Genomic DNA, 16,157 nt, shown 5'->3' on the forward strand with positions numbered 1-16,157 from the left:
TTAAAACACCAACGCCTCGCTCTGCTCGATCTCAATCCCGCAGTCCGCGATAACCGTCTGATACTGCGCGTAAACTTCAGCTTCCATGCGCCACGCGATGCCGCATCCGGCGGAAAGCCTGCGCGGCACCGGCACCAGCCGGCCGGCAATACCGTTCTGCTTGCAGAACGACTCCATCTCCATGGCGGCATCGGTGGTGTGGAAGGTGAACACCTGATACGGCTTTTTTTCTCGCATTACGCCTGAAAAACGATCTCGAAGCACCCGTCCGGACGCACGGTCGTCTGACCGGACTTATTCTCATACTCGAGCATTTTCTCGATATTCTTGCGGGTGTGCGCCTCGTCACCGAGCACACGAATCAGTTTTCCCGGGTGATCCTGCATCGCGTCCATCGCCAGCAGAACCGGCTCCGGACAGGACAGGCCGCGAACATCTACTTCAACATATTCAGCCATTGCACATTCTCCTTTTCCGACTTACTTTGCCGTCTTTTTGCGGCGCAGATTGGTGCCCGCAATGACAAACAGCACGATAATGCAGACGATCACGGCGATTTTGCCGGCTGCCGCCGGACCGCCTGCGACTGCAGGCTCGGTTTCGGTTGCCGCCTTGGCAGCCGCGCCAACCAGACCGAAGTTATGCGCAAATGCCGCGCCGAGCAGCATGCCGAGGAAGGTGACCGCGCTGTCAGACGAGCCCTGACCTGCCAGAATGAGCTGACGCAGCGGGCAGCCGCCAGCCAGCACAGCCGCAAAGCCTACAACATACATGCCAAGAATGTTCCACAGGTGCTGGGAATGCGCGATCGGCTGACCGGAAAAACCGAGGTGGAAGCTGCCGGTTGCCGCATTGTAGACTGCCATCACTGCAAACAGAGCCGCGATAATGCTGATCAGGTCGAAATTCTTCATCAGAATGATGTCGCGGATGCTGCCCGCAAAGCACATGCGGCTCTTCTGCGCGAGCGCACCGATGATGAGCGCAACGACCAGAGAAAGAATGATCGGCGCATGCTTGCTGCCCGGGCCCTCGGTGCTGACCGCGTAAGCGCCGGTCGCCACGCCGATTACGAGCAGCGCCGCCAGCACAACCGGCAGAACGGCGCCGCCAACCGGCTTGGCCTCATACGCACGGCCGAGCGAGAAACCCTTCTTGAGGAAGAACGAGCCGGTCGCCACACCGCCTGCAAAGCCGATAAGCGCGACCCACGCATTCAAGTCACCGGCGGCCATGCGAAGTACCATGCGGAGCGGACAGCCGAGGAACACGAGGGCGCCGATCATCATCGCAGCGCCCAGAATAAAACGCACCATCGGCGAGGAACCGGCGGTGGACTTATACTCCTTGGTCAGCAGCGCCAGCAGGAACGAGCCGCAGACAAAGCCGACGACCTCCGGGCGGAAATACTGCACCGGAGCCGCTGTATGCAGCTTGAGCGCACCCGCTGTATCGCGGATGAAGCAGGCAACACAGATCGCCATGTTGGCAGGGTTGCCGTAAATTGCCAGAAGCATGACCAGCAGCCCGATTACCGCACCGGACACTGCCAGCTTCCATGTCTTGTCAAACAGTTTCATGATTTTCTCCTTTTTGTGAAATGAGGGAATTTTATGCTGTATTCAGTATATCATGCGGTATTTTCAATGTGAAATCGATTCTATTGATAATCCGATTGAATCTATTGATATAATCTATAAATACAGCTATAATGGAGAAAACGAAAGGAATGCCGCCCATGGATATTCGTCAGCTGGAAGCCTATGTCTATACCGTGAAGTACCGCAGTTTTTCACTTGCTGCACAGAAGCTGTATCTGTCGCAGCCGACCGTCAGCGCGCACATCTGCAATCTGGAAAAGGAGTTGCACACGCAGCTGCTCAAGCGCACAACAAAAACGCTCTCGGTGACACCGGCCGGCCAGACGCTGTATAATTATGCTGCAGAAATCCTCGATTTGCGGCACAAAGCCATTCTGGAGCTGTCCAACGGGCAGGAAACCATGCTGCATATCGGCGTATCGTCCGTGCCGTCGCTGTATCTGCTGCCCGAGCTGCTGGCAGCGTACCACGAGAAGGCCCCGGAGATCCGGTTCCGCACTAGCTGCTCGGACAGTCTGGATGTGATAAACAAGGTCGCAGACAGCTCCTGCGATATCGGTCTGGTCGGCACAAAGACCGCAGAAGCCAACTGCGAATTTCTGCCGGTCACCTCGGACGAGCTGGTAATCGCCGCACCGAACACACCGCATTTCCGTGCCTATCAAAGCCAGCCGGACCCGCTGACAGCGCTCCTGCGCGAACCGTTCCTGCTGCGCGAGGACAACTCGGGCACCAAGCAGGAAACACTGTATTTCCTTCAAAATCACGGTCTGTCGCTTGATGAACTGAATGTCATCGCCGTCATGGATGACGCGGCAGCGCTCAAGCGTTGCATCGCACTTGGCATGGGCATTTCCATTCTGTCGCGCGCAACTGTGCAGACCGATGCACAGCAGGGACGACTGCTGCTGTTCCCCCTCGGACGGTCAGCGTTCCTGCGCCGGCTGTACATTGTGTATCCGTCCATACGGCGTATGTCCGAGCAGGCTATTCACTTTCTGGATTTTATGAAAAGGTATTATCGGATTGGATGACAGCCGTGCTGTCCGGTTTGATATAGCCAATCGGGCAGGAGGCTCTCCTGCATAGAAAGCCGACCTCGCACACCACCGTGCGAACCGACCGGTACACGGCGGTTCTATCCGCAAGATCAAAACGGACAAAGCGGATTCCTTAAGGCAACACCGGATTATATGGAGGCGGGAAAGGCATCCATTCTGTGTTCCTGTGAACCGGCTGCAGCAATGGTATTTGGCTTTTTCTTGTTTAGAGAAATTCCTGCTATGCTCGTACTTTCTAATAAAAAGCCAGAAATTGTGGAGGAAAATGATCATGTCAAAAGATGAGTATTTGATTACCGATGCGCCGCTGAAAGCGCTGACGGTTTTTGCCATGCCGATGATTCTCGGCAGCTTTTTTCAGCAGGTATACAATATGGCCGACTCCATCATCGTCGGTCAGTTTGTCGGCTCTTCCGCTCTTGCAGCGGTCGGCGCCTGCGCTGCCCTGACCAATGTTTTCATTTGTGTGGCACTGGGTGCCGGTGTCGGTGCAGGCGTGCTCGTAAGCCGTTATTTCGGCGCCAGAGAGTATGGCAAAATGAAAACCATTGTATCTACCTCCTTGATCAGCTTTTTACTTCTGAGTATCATCCTTGGCGTCTTTGGCTTTTGCTTTTCCCATGCGATGATGAGCGGATTACAGACCCCTGCCGATATTCTGGAGAAGGCGGTACTGTACTTGCGGGTCTATTTTGTGGGTTTTCCGTTTTTGTTCATGTATAACATTCTCTCTACCATGTTCACGTCCATCGGTGAATCGAAAATTCCGCTGGGACTGCTGATCTTTTCATCAATCCTGAATATTGTGATGGATCTTTGGATGGTAGCCGGTCTGGGACTTGGCGTGTTCGGTGCGGCGCTTGCAACGCTGATCGCACAGGGCATTTCGGCTGTATTTTCACTTTTGATTTTCTTTTACCGGATGCAGCGGTATAAGAGCAGCTTTGTCTGGTTTGACGGGCAGGAGCTGCGTTCGATGCTTCAAATTGCTGTTCCATCGGTTCTTCAGCAGTCTACCGTATCCATCGGTATGATGATCGTACAGGCGGTGGTAAATCCCTTCGGCACACAGGCACTCGCGGGATACGCGGCGACGATGCGGGTGGAAAATGTCTTTTCTCTGATTTTTGTGTCCATCGGCAATGCAGTTTCGCCGTATGTTTCCCAGAACCTTGGCGCAAACAAAACCCAGCGCATCAAAAAAGGCTACCGCGCAGCATTGGTGCTGGATGTATGTTTTGCTATTCTTGCCTTCCTTGTCATTGAAACGCTGCACACACAGATTTCCTCGCTGTTCCTTGGAAAAGACGGAACCGCCCTGGCTTATCAGGTGTCCGGGGATTATATGAGATGGATTGGTTTCTTCTTTGTCTTTATGGGCATCAAAATGGCGACCGATGGCGTTCTTCGCGGACTCGGAATCATGCGGCCGTTCCTCATTGCCAATATGGTAAACCTTGCGATTCGCTTGTCCGTGGCGTTGATCTGTGCACCGCGTTTTGGTATTGCATTTGTCTGGCTTGCCGTGCCGGCAGGCTGGCTTGCCAACTTCCTGATTTCCTATACGGCTCTCAGAAAATCCTGGCCGACTGAAAAAAGTGGTGTTATCTCGGTAAATTCCAGTTTACCGAAAAGATGAAATCCTTCGGAATGGCATCTGAAATATTAACAGCGAAGTAAAAAAACATCCCGAATCCTGTGTACAGTCCGGGATTGAACTGCACCCCCTCTGTCAGACCGTATATCATACTGTCTGACAGAGGGGGTGCTTTATTATGTTAAGAGGAAAACCGAAACTTACTCTCCAATCTTCACCCTCAACTCTTTACGCTTTGCACAGTCAGTCGATAATCTTAATGCTCTCAATAACCGGCTGATTTTCCGTCTTAACCGTGCCGTTATCGTCCTCGACCGGCGTATTATCGCAGATTTCATCCACAACATCCATGCCCTTGGTCACATAGCCGAAGCAGGCGTACTGGCCGTCGAGATAGGTGCTGTCCTGCTGAACGATGAAGAACTGCGAGGATGCGCTGTCCGGATTGCTTGAGCGTGCCATCGAAACCGCACCGCGCGTGTGCGACAGCTTGTTCTCCACACCGTTATCCGAAAACTCGCCCTTGATGGTGTTCTCCGAGCCGCCGGTGCCGTTGCCCAGCGGGTCGCCGCCCTGCATCATAAAGCCGGTAATAATGCGGTGAAAGGTCAGTCCGTCATAAAAGCCGTCGTTTGCAAGGTCCATAAAATTCTGAACTGAGATAGGCGCTGCATCGCCGTCCAGTTCGATGTCAATCGTGCCGTGGTCCTTGATGGTGATTTGTGCATGGTGCTGACCGATGGGCTGTGCGGTCTCCTCAGCAGTCGTCTGCTGCGAGTTATCGCTCGTGTCGGTGGCATCATCCGTCGAGGTCTGCGCGTCCGATTTACCGCCGCAGGCGGTCAGAACCAGCATCGCCAACAGGCCAAAAAGCAAAAATGTACGTTTTTTCATGTGAAATTCTCCTTTTTAGGCAATACCGCATCATTGAACAAGAGCGATTTGCGAGTAAATTTCGCATTCTGATTAGGCGCGGGTTTGCAGCAATACTTTGTGTATTGCAAAAATCCGCAACGACATCAGAGCGTAAAATTTCCGCAAAGCGCCGCAGCTTTAATTATGCGGTGTTGCCTTATATCCTGAACGGGTGGAATATGAAAATGTTCCCGCGGTACTCCCCTATTATACGGTACTGCGAACGCGAAAACCAGTGTTTTTTCGGTGTCTGCAAAAAATGCACCGCAAAACTGCGGTGCATTTTCTATCAAACGATACAGTGCGGAACCGATTTCTGCACAAACCGTGTCGTTCCGCGACAGCTTACTTCATAATGTCCTTATCGTGGGCCGCTTTGGCAACCAGACCGGACAGCGCCAACAGCGCGATCAGGTTCGGGAATACCATCAGGCCGTTGAACAGGTCGGACAGGTTCCAGACCAGATCAACATGCAGTGCGGAGCCGATCACGATGCAGACAACAACGATAGCGGCATATACCTTGACTGCCTTGCTGCCGAACATTGCCTTTACGTTCTGCTCACCGAAGAAATACCAGCCGATGATGGTAGAGAACGCAAAGAACAGCATGCAGATCGCAACAAAGATCATGCCCGCCGAGCCGAGGGAAGCCTTGAAGGCTGCCTGTGCCAGCTCGGTGCCCTGCAGACCGTCCGGTGCGCCCGGATTGAGCATACCCGAGGTCAGGATGACCATAGCGGTCAGCGTCAGTACAACAAAGGTATCGATGAATACGGAAACGATAGCAATTTCGCCCTGATCCTGCGGACGCTTTACCTTAGCCAGTGCGTGTGCGTGCGGGGTGGAGCCCATGCCGGCCTCGTTCGAGAACAGACCGCGTGCAACGCCGTAGCGCATTGCCTGACGAACCGTGATGCCTGCAGCGCCGCCGAGGATAGCCTGCGGGTCAAATGCTGCAACAAAGATGGACTTGAACGCCGGAATGATTGCCGCGTGGTTGATGCACAGAATGACAACACAGCCCAGCATGTAGAACATTGCCATGATCGGAACGACCTTTTCGGTAACAGCCGCAATACGGCCAACGCCGCCAAGGAAGATAAACGCTGCAATAATCGCGCAGATGATGCCGACAACGATCATCGGTGCGCCGAACGCGGTGTTGAACGCTACGCTGATCGAGTTTGCCTGTACCATGTTGCCGGTGAAGCCCAGCGCGAAAATAATTGCAATCGAGAAAAAGCCGGCGAGGAACTTGCCGAATTTACCGGTAAAGCGTGCGCGGATGTAGTAGATCGGACCGCCGGTAACGTGGCCCTTGTCGTCCGTGGTCTTGTACTTCTGCGCGAGAACCGCCTCGCCGTAGATGGTGGACATGCCGAAGAATGCACTCAGCCACATCCAGAAAATCGCGCCCGGGCCGCCGGAATACAGTGCGGTAGCCGCGCCTGCGATGTTGCCGGTGCCGACCTGCGCCGCGATCGCGGTGGTAAGCGCCTGGAACGGACTCATGCCGTCCTTGCCAGCCTTCTCACCGTTGAGCGAGAAATGGCCGAACAGATGCTTCCAGCCTGCGCCGAACTTGCGCACCTGAACGAAGCGCGTGCGGATGGTAAACACGATGCCGGTGCCAACCAGCAGGTACAGCAGCAGGCCGTTCCATACGACGTTGCTGACCTTGCTTACCCAGTCTGCCAATACTTCCATTGTCATTTTACATACCCCTTCTTTGTTTTGCGGCAAACAAAAAGCCGAACCCAATCAGCATCGGGTTACGGCTCCAAAGAAACGGAAAGACAGCAAACAGACGGTACACCCTGCACCGTGAGAAAACATTTGCTGTGGTTCCGCGGAACTTATTTTTATATCCTAACGTCTATAAAAACAGGTTCATCTCTGTCCTTTTGCCTGAGAGATTGGCACGCAAACCCCTTTGCGCGCGTTGCACCTTCGGCAGTCCCCTTGAGGAACGTTCTCCAGAGCCACATCCATTTACAGTCCTCATCCGGAAATCCGGACGCCTGAGAGTTTTGCTCCTTCGGCAAGTCTTTGACTTTTTCCTGCAAACTTCGTTTGTCGCGTATGTAGTTTATGGATTCAGTGTAACACCGTGACAACATTCTGTCAATGTCAATCAAGATATTCGTGAAAGTTTGTGAAAAACGGCGAATTTCTTGACAACCTATGCTATAATAGATAGGCTATACTGGTAGTATTATTGGTAAATCCAAGTAATCAACAGCATCCCTCGAAAGGAGGAACTTTACATGAATGATGCTTTGCAGCAGCTTCTCGACAGGCTGACGGCTCTGCTGGCGGAAAAACCGCTCATCGGGGCGTGGTACACGACCGTTGTGCGCTTCGTGTTCCCGCTGCTGGCGCTGATGATCCTTGTCGGTGCGATCCGCTCGCTGTGGAAGGTCAAGCACCCGGATGAGGTCTGGGACTATCTGGTGCTGCGCAACGGCGTGCGCCTGCCCATCACCCACTGGGAGAACATCATCGGACGCGCCCCCAGCTGCGATGTGCAGCTGGAATATCCGTCGGTATCGCGTCAGCACGCCGCGCTCATCCGCGAGGATGACGGCAGCTGGACGATATACGACCTCGGTTCCAAGGGCGGCATCAAAGTAAACGACCTGCCGGTGGACGAGTATGCGCTCGTCGAAGACGGCGACACGGTCACCTTTGCGGGTATTCCCGCTATCATGGAGCCCATTACCGCTGAGGAGAAGCGCACACAGATGGTCGAACGCCGCATTGAGGGCAAGCCTGCCGGCATGTGGGGTTCGCTCGTACTGCTGACGCTGTTCCAGATCCTCACCGGTCTGCAGCTCATTATCGCGCAGGGCGACAAGGCGACCACCACCATTCCGCTCACCTTTTTTGTCTTTACGGTAATCTGCTGGGCGTATTTCATCGTTATGCGCCTGTTCCGCCGCATCGGCTTTGAAATGGAGACGATAGCGTTCTTCCTATGTACGCTGTCACTCGCCGTCACCGGCTCGACCGTGCCGGACGAGCTGCCCAAGCAGCTGATTGCGATTTTGATGGGTCTTGCCATCTTTATCGTGCTCGGCTTCTTCCTGCGCGACCTGACCCGGGCGCAGAAGGTGCGCTGGTTCATGAGCGCAACGGCGGTCGGACTGTTGGCCATTACACTGCTGATCGGCTCGTCGCAGGGCGGTGCGAAGGCATGGCTGCGTCTCGGCCCTCTGTCTCTGCAGACCTCGGAAATTGCGAAAATCTGCTATATTTTCGCCGGTGCCGCAACGCTCGACCGCCTGTTCAACAAGCGCAACCTGTGGATGTTCATCGGTCTGACCGCCATCTGCGGCGGCTGTCTCGCGCTGCAGAACGACTTCGGCACCGCACTTGTGTTCTTCGTGACGTTCCTCGTCATCGCGTACCTGCGTTCGGGCGATTTTGCCACCATCGGCCTTGTGTGCGCCGGCTGCTTCGGCGCCGGCATGGTCATGCTGACCATCAAGCCGCACGTTGCCGCACGATTTGCCTCCTGGGGACATATCTGGGAGGACGTGTACGACAAGGGCTTCCAGCAGACGCATACGCTGACCGCAGCCGCCTCCGGCGGCATGATCGGCGTAGGCGCAGGCAAGGGCTGGCTCTCGAATCTTCCTGCCGCGGATACCGACATCGTGTTCGGTATGCTGTGTGAGGAATGGGGTCTCGTCATCGCCGTGCTGACCATCCTGTGCATCATTACGCTGGCCGTGTTCGCTGTCCGCGCCTGCCGCGCCGGACGCTCCAGCTTTTACACCATCGCCGCATGCGCGGCCACCAGTCTGCTGGTGTTCCAGACCTGTCTGAACGTATTCGGTGCGGTCGATATTCTGCCGTTCACCGGCGTTACGCTGCCGTTCGTATCCAACGGCGGTTCATCCATGCTGTCGGCATGGGGCATGCTCGCCTTTTTGAAGGCGACCGACACCCGACAGAATGCATCGTTCGCGGTTCGTCTGCCCAGCCGCCGCGAGCTTAGAGGGGAGGAGTAACCATGCGGAAAATCGAAAAACGCAGTATTTTCTGTCTGATCCTTGCCGCGCTGCTCGGTCTGGGTCTGGCGTTCTTCTGCTTCCGGTTTGTCGTGGACGGCGGCGACTGGGCCTCCTACCCGTACAACCGTCATCTCTATAACAACTCCGGCCAGCTGAAAGGCGGCACTATCCTCGACCGGGACGGCGATATGCTGTCCACACTCGACGAGGATGGCAACCGCATCTACAACGATGATGCAGCCGTCCGGCGCGCCACACTGCACGCCGTCGGTGACAAAAACGGCAACATCGGTGCGGGTGCGCTCACCTCGTTCGCGGATAAGCTGTCCGGCTATAATCTGCTCACCGGCGTATATTCTCCGCTCGGCACCGGCAACAGCCTGTATCTGACGATTGATGCCTATTTGAACAATATCGCCTATCAGGCTTTGAGCGGAATGAACGGAACGGTTGGCGTTTATAACTATAAAACCGGTGAAATTTTGTGCATGGTGTCCACACCGACATTCGATCCGGCCAATCCGCCGGACATTGCGGCGGATGATCCCGCATGGGACGGCGTTTACGTCAACCGACTGCTGTCCGCAAACTCGATTCCGGGCTCCATCTTCAAGGTTGTGACCATCAACGCCGCTATCGAGAACATCCCCGACCTGTTCCAGCGCAAGTGGACGTGCACCGGCTCGGTCAACATCGGTGGCGAGGAAGTCACCTGCCCGCACGCTCACGGCGAACAGGATATCGAGGAAGCGCTCGCCAACTCGTGCAACGGTGTGTTCGGTCAGCTGGCCGTCGAACTCGGCGGCGAAACCATGCAGAAATACGCGGATGCGGCAGGACTGACCAAGTCCATCAAGGTGGACGGCATCCAGTCCTCGGTCGGCAAGTTTGATTTCTCGGGCAATGACAATCAGCTGGCGTGGTCGGGTGTCGGTCAGGGTCAGGATACCCTGTGTCCGATCAACATGCTCCAGTATATGGGCGCGATCGCCAACGGCGGCAAGGCTGCCGTGCCGCGTCTGATCGAAAAATCTACCACAGATTACGGTCTGCCGACCGGCATTTACTATCCGCACAAGTCGGCGCAGCTGATCGATGAAAAGACCGCCGGTACCATCGCGGATATGATGCACAACAACGTCATCGAAACCTACGGTCAGGACCGTTTCCCGGGCATGGATATCTGTGCCAAGTCGGGCACCGCCGAGGTCGGCGCGGATAAGTCGCCGAACGCATGGTTCACCGGCTTCCTGCGCGATGAAGCTACGCCGTATGCCTTCATCGTTCTCGTCGAGAACGGCGGCGGCGGTTCGTCCGTTGCGGGCACGGTTGCGTCGCAGGTATTGCAGGCGGCGGTCGAGAAAGACTATTAAGGAGAGAGAAATCATGGCGCAAAGCACCGAAATACTCCCTAACGGACTGCAATTATTACAGGACGACCGTTTTTTTAAGCTCGGTCAGGACAGCGTGCTGCTCAGCGCGTTCGCCAAGCCGAGACGCAATGCCAAACTGCTCGACCTCGGCTGCGGCACAGGCGCACTGGCGCTGCTCGTATGGCGTCCGGATCTCAAGATCACCGGACTGGAACTGCAGGACGGCCCGCTCGACCTGTTCCGGCAGTCCATCGCGGCAAACGAGCTGGAAAACGTAACCGCTCTGCAAGGCGACCTCCGGCAGATGCGTACGCTGCTGCCGCACGGCAGTATGGATTACGTCATCTGCAACCCGCCGTATTTCGACCGCAACGCGGGCGCGAATGCGCCGACCGCCGAAAAGCGCACCGCTCGCCAGGATGCCACCTGTTCGGTCGAGGAACTGGCGGTTGCGGCCTCGTTCGTGCTGCATACCGGCGGTAAAGCCACGTTCGTATTCCGGCCGGAGCGGCTGTGGGTGCTGCTCGAAGCGCTCTCGCGCGTGCGGCTCGTGCCGAAAAGAATGCGGTTCGTACACCAGAGCGTGCAGGCGGCGCCAAGCGTCGTCATGGTCGAGTGCCGAAAAGGCGGCAGCGCGGAAGGACTTGTTGTTGAGCCGCCACTGATCGTTGAGAGTGATGAATATTTCCGTATTTACGGAATTGAGAATTAGCGCTATCCTTGCGTGAGTCCCGTCCGCGCTGCGCTGATACGCGCAATGCGCGATGATTTAGCCGCACCTTCATTTCCCATTCTCAATTATCCATTCTCTATTCTCCATTTAAGAAATTCCGGAGGGATTGAATTGTCTACATTATACTTAGTCGCAACGCCGATCGGCAACCTGAGTGATTTATCGCCGCGGGCACGCGAGGTGCTCAGCACAGTGGATTTCATCGCGGCAGAGGATACCCGCGTGACGCAAAAGCTGCTTAACGCCTGCGAATTGCCCAAAAAGCCGATGATCTCGTACTACGAACACAACCGCCGCGCACGCGGTGAAGCGGTTTTGGAGAAGCTGCTCGCCGGTGAGACCTGTGCGCTCGTAACCGATGCGGGCACGCCTGCGGTTTCCGATCCGGGTGAGGATCTGGTCGCGCTGTGCGCCGAGCACGATGTGCCCGTTATCCCGATTCCGGGCTGCTGCGCGGCGGTCTGCGCGCTGGCGGCATCCGGTCTGCCGACCGGACGCTGGTGCTTTGAAGGCTTCCTGTCGGTCAACAAAAAGGCCCGCAGAGAGCATTTGGACGCACTGCAGGGCGAAAAACGCACGATGATCTTCTACGAAGCACCGCACAAGCTGTGTGCAACGCTGCGTGACCTGCGCGACGCCTTCGGCGGCGACCGCCGACTGTCGCTCTCGCGCGAGCTGACCAAGCTGCATGAGCAGACGCTCCGCATGACGCTCGATGCGGCGGTTGCATACTTTGACGCCAATGCGCCGCGCGGCGAGTTCGTGCTCATCCTCGAGGGTGCGCCGGACGAGCCGGAGACCGAGCAGGACGAGGCGGACCGTCTTGCCTCTGCCGCCAAGGCAGTCCGCCGCCGCGTGGAACAGGGCCAGACCCAGAAGGACGCGGTCAAGGCGGTTTCCGCCGAAACCGGCGTAAAGAAAAACGCGCTGTACCGCTATGTACTCGATCACGAAGAATAACGAAAAAACCGTTGCAAAAAGCAACGGTTTTTTCGTTTTCTGCACCTATTCGAGATGTTTCGGACAGCCGCTGCGGCAGCAATGTCCGCGTCCGGGACACTGTGCATGACGCTCGCACAGCGCAACATCGCCGCCCTCGATCACCAGTCGTTTGCCGTTTACAAGGCAATCCGCCAGCTTGCGGCGGGCGTTGTTGTAGATCAGCTGCACCGTTGTGCGGGCCACGCCCATCTGCGCGGCTGCCTGCTCCTGCTGCAGATTTTCCAGATCCAGCAGACGGATGGCTTCATATTCATCCAGCGTCATTTGCACGCACTCTGTCGTACTTTCCTGCGGGGAAAACTCGCTGAACGTCGGCAGACCGCAGATTCTGCGGCACTTTCTTGGTCTCGACATGAATTATTCGTGACAGTGACCGCCGCAGCCGTGGCTGCCGCAGGAATGGCCTTCGCCGTGATCATGGTGCGTGCAGTGCACATTGGGATCAAACGCCAGCGTACCGTTCAGGAAAGCCTGTACTGCCTCATCTGCATTGCCCTGCACGCCGCCGATCAGACGGATATTGGCCTCCGCAAGCGCTGCCTGTGCGCCGCCGCCAATGCCGCCGCAGATCAGCGTATCCACACCAAGCTGTGCCAGCAGGCCGGCCAGCGCACCGTGACCGCTGCCGTTCGTATCCACCACCTGCGCATGCAGCAGCTTACCGCCGGATACCTCGTACAGCTTAAACTGCTCCGTGTGGCCAAAATGCTGGAAAACCTCTCCGTTTTCATAGGTAACTGCGATCTTCATAACCATTTCCTCCGAATCATTTATGGCATATGCCAATAACATTACTTATAGTCTATCACGTTTTTGGCATATGTCAATAATAAGTTTTGGCATACCGCTATCCCATTATATAGAAAGCAGACGCCAATATCCGGATAAAGCAAAAACCCTTCCGAAAATCGGAAGGGTTTTGGAGCTTGTGGCCGGACTCGAACCGGCGACCTGCGCATTACGAATGCGCTGCTCTACCAACTGAGCCACACAAGCACTTATGCGTCCTGCGACGAATCTTTGCCTCGTTCACAGTGTTTTCAGTATATCATGCTTTTGAAAGTTCGTCAATATTTTTTTGAAATTTTTCTTGACATTCTCCGTGTATCCGTTATAATGATATAGTATCCTTGCTCACATCAAAGGATGTGGGCCAAAAGTCCAAAAGGAGGTGCTAAGAATATGGCAAAGATTTCTGGCAAGTACGAGACTATCTTCATCGTTAACCCCAAGCTGGAAGAGGCAGCGGCTACCGCTGTTGTGGACAAGTTCAAGTCTCTCGTTGAGGCGAACGGCACGAACGTAGAGGTCGAGGACTGGGGCAAGCGCCGTCTGGCGTACCCGATCGAGGATCAGACGGAGGGCGTTTACACGCTGGTTCGTTTTGAGTCCAAGCCCGATTTCCCGGCTGAGCTGGACCGTATCTACAAGATCACGGACGGCATCATGCGTTCCATCATCGTCTGCCTGGACGACTAAGGCGGTGAACACCAATGCTCAATAAGGCGATTCTGATGGGTCGTTTGACCCGCGATCCCGAATTGCGCCATACCCAGTCCAACATGGCTGTGTGCTCGTTCTCGCTTGCGATCGACCGTGGTCGCAAGGATCAGAACGGCGAACGCCAGACCGACTTCATCGACTGTGTCGCATGGGGCCGTCAGGCAGAGTTCGTTGCACAGTGGTTCACGAAGGGTTCTATGGCAATCGTAGTCGGCCGTATCCAGTCCCGCCGCTGGCAGGATCAGAACGGCAACAACCGCACTGCAATCGAAGTAAATTGCGACGAGGTTTCCTTCGGTGAAACGAAGAAATCCCGCGATGCCTACAATGCAGGCAATCAGGGCGGTTTTGGCGGCTATGACAACGGATCGCAGATGCGGCCCGAGCCTGCCGCGTCCCAGGTTGCTCCGGCTTTCGATCTCCCTGCAGGAGATTCGGATTTTCAGGAGCTTGCTGATGACGACGGCGATGTCCCATTCTAAACTGAAGGAGGTTACGTGATCATGGAAGAAACCAAGAAGGAATTTACTCCCCGTCCGGAGCGTGCAGAGCGCCCGCAGCGCGGCCGTCGCCGTCGCAAGGTATGCGCATTCTGCGTAGATAAGGTTGCACACGTTGACTATAAAGATGCCGGCAAGCTGAAGAAGTACATGTCCGAGCGCGGCAAGATCCTGCCCCGCCGCATGACCGGTACCTGCGCTGCTCATCAGCGTCAGCTGACCGAGGCTATCAAGCGTGCACGTCACATTGCTCTTCTGCCCTACACCGCAGAGTAAGCAATTCGTTTTTTATAATCAAGGATACGCAAAGCGTCGTTTTCGCAAGAAAGCGGCGCTTTTTTTGCACCCTTGTTTCTCGTTTGCGGCAAACAAAAAGGACGCCTGATGCGTCCTTTTTTCGTTATTCCTGTGTTCAGTTCATCAGATCGAGCAGCTTATAGCAGCGTGTTTTGGTGTAGCTCTGCTTAAAGCTGTAGGATGCAAGCTGCTTTGCGGTGTCATCCTCGGTCTCCTTTGCGGCATTTTCCGCACCGGAATCCCGCTCCTGCACCCACTGCTTGTAGCTTGCCTCCTCGGAAGCGTACTGATCGGCGTTGAGCACGGTCGCAAGGTAGTCGTACATCTCACCCAACAGGTTATCCCATTGCTCAAACGAGCTTGCGGTCATGGCCAGCTCATCCTCCTGGTTGGCTGCCGACGAAATTTTCAGATCGTCACTTTCCAGCTCATCCATCTTTTTGCTGAATGCATCGCGCTGCTCGGCCTTTTTCTGGCTGTTCTCTTCCTGCTGCTTTTCCTGCTGCTGTGCATCGGAAAGCTGCTTCTGCAGCTCCTTGACCTGCTTTTTCTGGTCAGCGGTCAGCGAATCATCATTTGCCAGAGAATCCAACTTGCCGCTGGCGGCATCGTACTTTTTATCGTCCAGATAGCTCTGTGCCTCGTCCAGATCGGAATTGAACTGATCGTCCGACTGAGCAGACTGCGCCTTATCGAGCAAATCCTCGATGGCCTTGTACATCGCGGAATCCGGGTCGGTGACACGGTTCTGCAGCTGCTTGAGCGCCGCAATGGCCTCGGTGTACTGGCCGTTTCCTACATAATCCTCAGCGGACTGATAGTCCTTGATCAGCTGAATGGTCGCATCCAGAGCAGCCGGATCCTTAGCCTCCTCCTGCGCCTTCTGGTAATACGTAAGCGCCTTGTCGAAGTCACCGTGATCCATGTACTTTTCGGCCATGATGAGGTTTTCGTCGGTCTTGTGCGAATTTGCAAAATACCACACACCGCCGCCGATCAAAGCCGCCACGATGATGACCACCAGCGCAATGATCAGGCCGCGTTTTCCCTTGGACGGCTTTTTGTAAACGCGGTCCTTCGGATCAGCCTCGCCGTTGTAGTAGGTCGTGCGGCGCTCGGGCATGCCCGCAGCACGGCGGACCGGCGGCGTGTCGATCGGACGCATGGTATCCTGCGTGGGAATGTTCGGATTCGGGATATTGGGATTGGTGTCTGCCAGCGGATCGGCAACCGTGTCGTCCACCGGAAGCTGCTGCTTTTCATCCCGCATAGCCGCGTCAAACGCGCTGGTGTCAATCGGACCGGTCTCGACAGGGTCCTTCATATCATCCGGCAGGGTGGTAAATACAGCGGTTTCGTCGTTGACACCGGTCTGCTCGACAGCTGCGCCGCAGAAGGGGCAGAATTTGCCGGCGATTGGCAGCTCCTTGCCGCAGTTTTTGCAAAGCATGAGTGATTTCCTCCTTTGAAAAAGGGTCGTTTTTATGCTTATTTTATAGTATAACATGCTGTATTCAGATTGTAAAGCGTGGATAGCTGCTCCCGGCATTGGG

The 16,157-nt window shown here is 55.5% G+C and carries 17 protein-coding genes, 1 tRNA gene and 1 riboswitch; of the genes, 9 read left to right on the top strand and 9 right to left on the bottom strand.

The genetic code is table 11. The annotated features are described in order from the left end of the window. Genes PG722_RS09485 through yedE form a run of 3 tightly spaced genes read right to left on the bottom strand, consistent with a single transcriptional unit; the run spans position 1 to position 1,580 of the window. Positions 1–237, bottom strand: coding sequence for a DUF3343 domain-containing protein (locus PG722_RS09485; protein WP_270576414.1), 237 nt, complete (start codon positions 235–237; stop codon positions 1–3). Continuing rightward, entirely contained in the window at positions 237–458 is a 222-nt protein-coding gene (locus PG722_RS09490) for a sulfurtransferase TusA family protein (RefSeq protein WP_118284744.1), read from the bottom strand. Before PG722_RS09490 ends, PG722_RS09485 begins: the two co-directional genes overlap by 1 nt. Before the next feature lie 21 nt (positions 459–479). Next, positions 480–1,580, bottom strand: a complete 1,101-nt coding sequence (gene yedE / locus PG722_RS09495) for a YedE family putative selenium transporter (protein WP_270580386.1) — start codon at positions 1,578–1,580, stop codon at positions 480–482. Positions 1,581–1,711: 131 nt separating this feature from the next. On the opposite strand from yedE, the gene PG722_RS09500 reads away from it, so the two are divergent. Beyond that, positions 1,712–2,635 carry a selenium metabolism-associated LysR family transcriptional regulator gene (locus tag PG722_RS09500; RefSeq protein ID WP_270580387.1) on the top strand — a complete coding sequence of 308 codons (924 nt, stop codon included), beginning with the start codon at positions 1,712–1,714 and terminating at the stop codon, positions 2,633–2,635. A 292-nt stretch (positions 2,636–2,927) separates the two neighbouring features. Then, positions 2,928–4,301: an MATE family efflux transporter gene (locus PG722_RS09505; protein ID WP_442867843.1), complete on the top strand. Its 1,374-nt coding sequence runs from the start codon at positions 2,928–2,930 to the stop codon at positions 4,299–4,301. A gap of 201 nt (positions 4,302–4,502) precedes the next feature. On the opposite strand, the gene PG722_RS09510 is transcribed toward PG722_RS09505, so the two are convergent. After that, on the bottom strand, positions 4,503–5,153 hold the full coding sequence (locus tag PG722_RS09510; protein ID WP_442867842.1) for a peptidylprolyl isomerase: 651 nt from the start codon (positions 5,151–5,153) through the stop codon (positions 4,503–4,505). Between the two features lie 366 nt (positions 5,154–5,519). Further along, the gene (locus PG722_RS09515) at positions 5,520–6,884 is read right to left on the bottom strand and encodes an alanine/glycine:cation symporter family protein (protein WP_118761508.1); all 1,365 of its coding nucleotides are present in this window, start codon (positions 6,882–6,884) and stop codon (positions 5,520–5,522) included. Between the two features lie 179 nt (positions 6,885–7,063). Beyond that, a riboswitch (glycine riboswitch) is annotated at positions 7,064–7,167 on the bottom strand. A gap of 277 nt (positions 7,168–7,444) precedes the next feature. Here PG722_RS09515 and PG722_RS09520 point away from each other — a divergent pair. The 4 genes from PG722_RS09520 (at position 7,445) to rsmI (ending at position 12,262) form a co-directional block, all read left to right on the top strand. Then, positions 7,445–9,193: an FtsW/RodA/SpoVE family cell cycle protein gene (locus tag PG722_RS09520; protein ID WP_270580388.1), complete on the top strand. Its 1,749-nt coding sequence runs from the start codon at positions 7,445–7,447 to the stop codon at positions 9,191–9,193. Positions 9,194–9,195: 2 nt separating this feature from the next. Further along, on the top strand, positions 9,196–10,569 hold the full coding sequence (locus tag PG722_RS09525; RefSeq protein ID WP_270580389.1) for a penicillin-binding transpeptidase domain-containing protein: 1,374 nt from the start codon (positions 9,196–9,198) through the stop codon (positions 10,567–10,569). Positions 10,570–10,582: 13 nt separating this feature from the next. After that, the gene (locus PG722_RS09530; RefSeq protein WP_270580390.1) at positions 10,583–11,281 is read left to right on the top strand and encodes a tRNA1(Val) (adenine(37)-N6)-methyltransferase; all 699 of its coding nucleotides are present in this window, start codon (positions 10,583–10,585) and stop codon (positions 11,279–11,281) included. 132 nt (positions 11,282–11,413) lie between these two features. Beyond that, complete coding sequence (gene rsmI / locus PG722_RS09535) at positions 11,414–12,262, top strand: 16S rRNA (cytidine(1402)-2'-O)-methyltransferase (protein ID WP_270580391.1); 849 nt, start codon at positions 11,414–11,416, stop codon at positions 12,260–12,262. A gap of 45 nt (positions 12,263–12,307) precedes the next feature. Here rsmI and PG722_RS09540 read toward each other — a convergent pair whose 3' ends face one another. The 3 genes from PG722_RS09540 to PG722_RS09550 form a co-directional block, all read right to left on the bottom strand. Continuing rightward, positions 12,308–12,658 (bottom strand): DUF134 domain-containing protein, encoded by a 351-nt coding sequence (locus PG722_RS09540; protein ID WP_270580392.1) that lies wholly within the window; start codon positions 12,656–12,658, stop codon positions 12,308–12,310. A 3-nt stretch (positions 12,659–12,661) separates the two neighbouring features. Continuing rightward, positions 12,662–13,054, bottom strand: a complete 393-nt coding sequence (locus tag PG722_RS09545) for a NifB/NifX family molybdenum-iron cluster-binding protein (RefSeq protein WP_118360585.1) — start codon at positions 13,052–13,054, stop codon at positions 12,662–12,664. Positions 13,055–13,224: 170 nt separating this feature from the next. Then, positions 13,225–13,300, bottom strand: a tRNA-Thr gene (locus tag PG722_RS09550). Positions 13,301–13,486: 186 nt separating this feature from the next. Here PG722_RS09550 and rpsF point away from each other — a divergent pair. The 3 genes from rpsF to rpsR are packed head-to-tail and all read left to right on the top strand — an operon-like array spanning position 13,487 to position 14,583. Beyond that, positions 13,487–13,783: a 30S ribosomal protein S6 gene (gene rpsF, locus PG722_RS09555; protein ID WP_110435639.1), complete on the top strand. Its 297-nt coding sequence runs from the start codon at positions 13,487–13,489 to the stop codon at positions 13,781–13,783. A 14-nt stretch (positions 13,784–13,797) separates the two neighbouring features. Further along, positions 13,798–14,289 (top strand): single-stranded DNA-binding protein, encoded by a 492-nt coding sequence (locus PG722_RS09560; RefSeq protein WP_110435640.1) that lies wholly within the window; start codon positions 13,798–13,800, stop codon positions 14,287–14,289. Positions 14,290–14,310: 21 nt separating this feature from the next. Continuing rightward, complete coding sequence (rpsR, locus tag PG722_RS09565) at positions 14,311–14,583, top strand: 30S ribosomal protein S18 (RefSeq protein ID WP_110435641.1); 273 nt, start codon at positions 14,311–14,313, stop codon at positions 14,581–14,583. Positions 14,584–14,719: 136 nt separating this feature from the next. On the opposite strand, the gene PG722_RS09570 is transcribed toward rpsR, so the two are convergent. Next, positions 14,720–16,054 carry a lysozyme inhibitor LprI family protein gene (locus PG722_RS09570; protein ID WP_270580393.1) on the bottom strand — a complete coding sequence of 445 codons (1,335 nt, stop codon included), beginning with the start codon at positions 16,052–16,054 and terminating at the stop codon, positions 14,720–14,722. Between the last annotated feature and the right edge of the window lie 103 nt (positions 16,055–16,157).

This window comes from Butyricicoccus sp. OF27-2pH9A, assembly GCF_027693185.1.
Lineage (GTDB): Bacteria > Bacillota > Clostridia > Oscillospirales > Butyricicoccaceae > Agathobaculum > Agathobaculum butyriciproducens.

Bases quoted from the DNA above. Each gene is read 5' to 3' on its own strand.
- PG722_RS09485 (WP_270576414.1), bottom strand. From the start codon at position 237: ATGCGAGAAAAAAAGCCGTATCAGGTGTTCACCTTCCACACCACCGAT.
- PG722_RS09490 (WP_118284744.1), bottom strand. From the start codon at position 458: ATGGCTGAATATGTTGAAGTAGATGTTCGCGGCCTGTCCTGTCCGGAG.
- yedE (WP_270580386.1), bottom strand. From the start codon at position 1,580: ATGAAACTGTTTGACAAGACATGGAAGCTGGCAGTGTCCGGTGCGGTA.
- PG722_RS09500 (WP_270580387.1), top strand. From the start codon at position 1,712: ATGGAGAAAACGAAAGGAATGCCGCCCATGGATATTCGTCAGCTGGAA.
- PG722_RS09505 (WP_442867843.1), top strand. From the start codon at position 2,928: ATGATCATGTCAAAAGATGAGTATTTGATTACCGATGCGCCGCTGAAA.
- PG722_RS09510 (WP_442867842.1), bottom strand. From the start codon at position 5,153: ATGAAAAAACGTACATTTTTGCTTTTTGGCCTGTTGGCGATGCTGGTT.
- PG722_RS09515 (WP_118761508.1), bottom strand. From the start codon at position 6,884: ATGGAAGTATTGGCAGACTGGGTAAGCAAGGTCAGCAACGTCGTATGG.
- PG722_RS09520 (WP_270580388.1), top strand. From the start codon at position 7,445: ATGAATGATGCTTTGCAGCAGCTTCTCGACAGGCTGACGGCTCTGCTG.
- PG722_RS09525 (WP_270580389.1), top strand. From the start codon at position 9,196: ATGCGGAAAATCGAAAAACGCAGTATTTTCTGTCTGATCCTTGCCGCG.
- PG722_RS09530 (WP_270580390.1), top strand. From the start codon at position 10,583: ATGGCGCAAAGCACCGAAATACTCCCTAACGGACTGCAATTATTACAG.
- PG722_RS09540 (WP_270580392.1), bottom strand. From the start codon at position 12,658: ATGTCGAGACCAAGAAAGTGCCGCAGAATCTGCGGTCTGCCGACGTTC.
- PG722_RS09545 (WP_118360585.1), bottom strand. From the start codon at position 13,054: ATGAAGATCGCAGTTACCTATGAAAACGGAGAGGTTTTCCAGCATTTT.
- rpsF (WP_110435639.1), top strand. From the start codon at position 13,487: ATGGCAAAGATTTCTGGCAAGTACGAGACTATCTTCATCGTTAACCCC.
- PG722_RS09560 (WP_110435640.1), top strand. From the start codon at position 13,798: ATGCTCAATAAGGCGATTCTGATGGGTCGTTTGACCCGCGATCCCGAA.
- rpsR (WP_110435641.1), top strand. From the start codon at position 14,311: ATGGAAGAAACCAAGAAGGAATTTACTCCCCGTCCGGAGCGTGCAGAG.
- PG722_RS09570 (WP_270580393.1), bottom strand. From the start codon at position 16,054: ATGCTTTGCAAAAACTGCGGCAAGGAGCTGCCAATCGCCGGCAAATTC.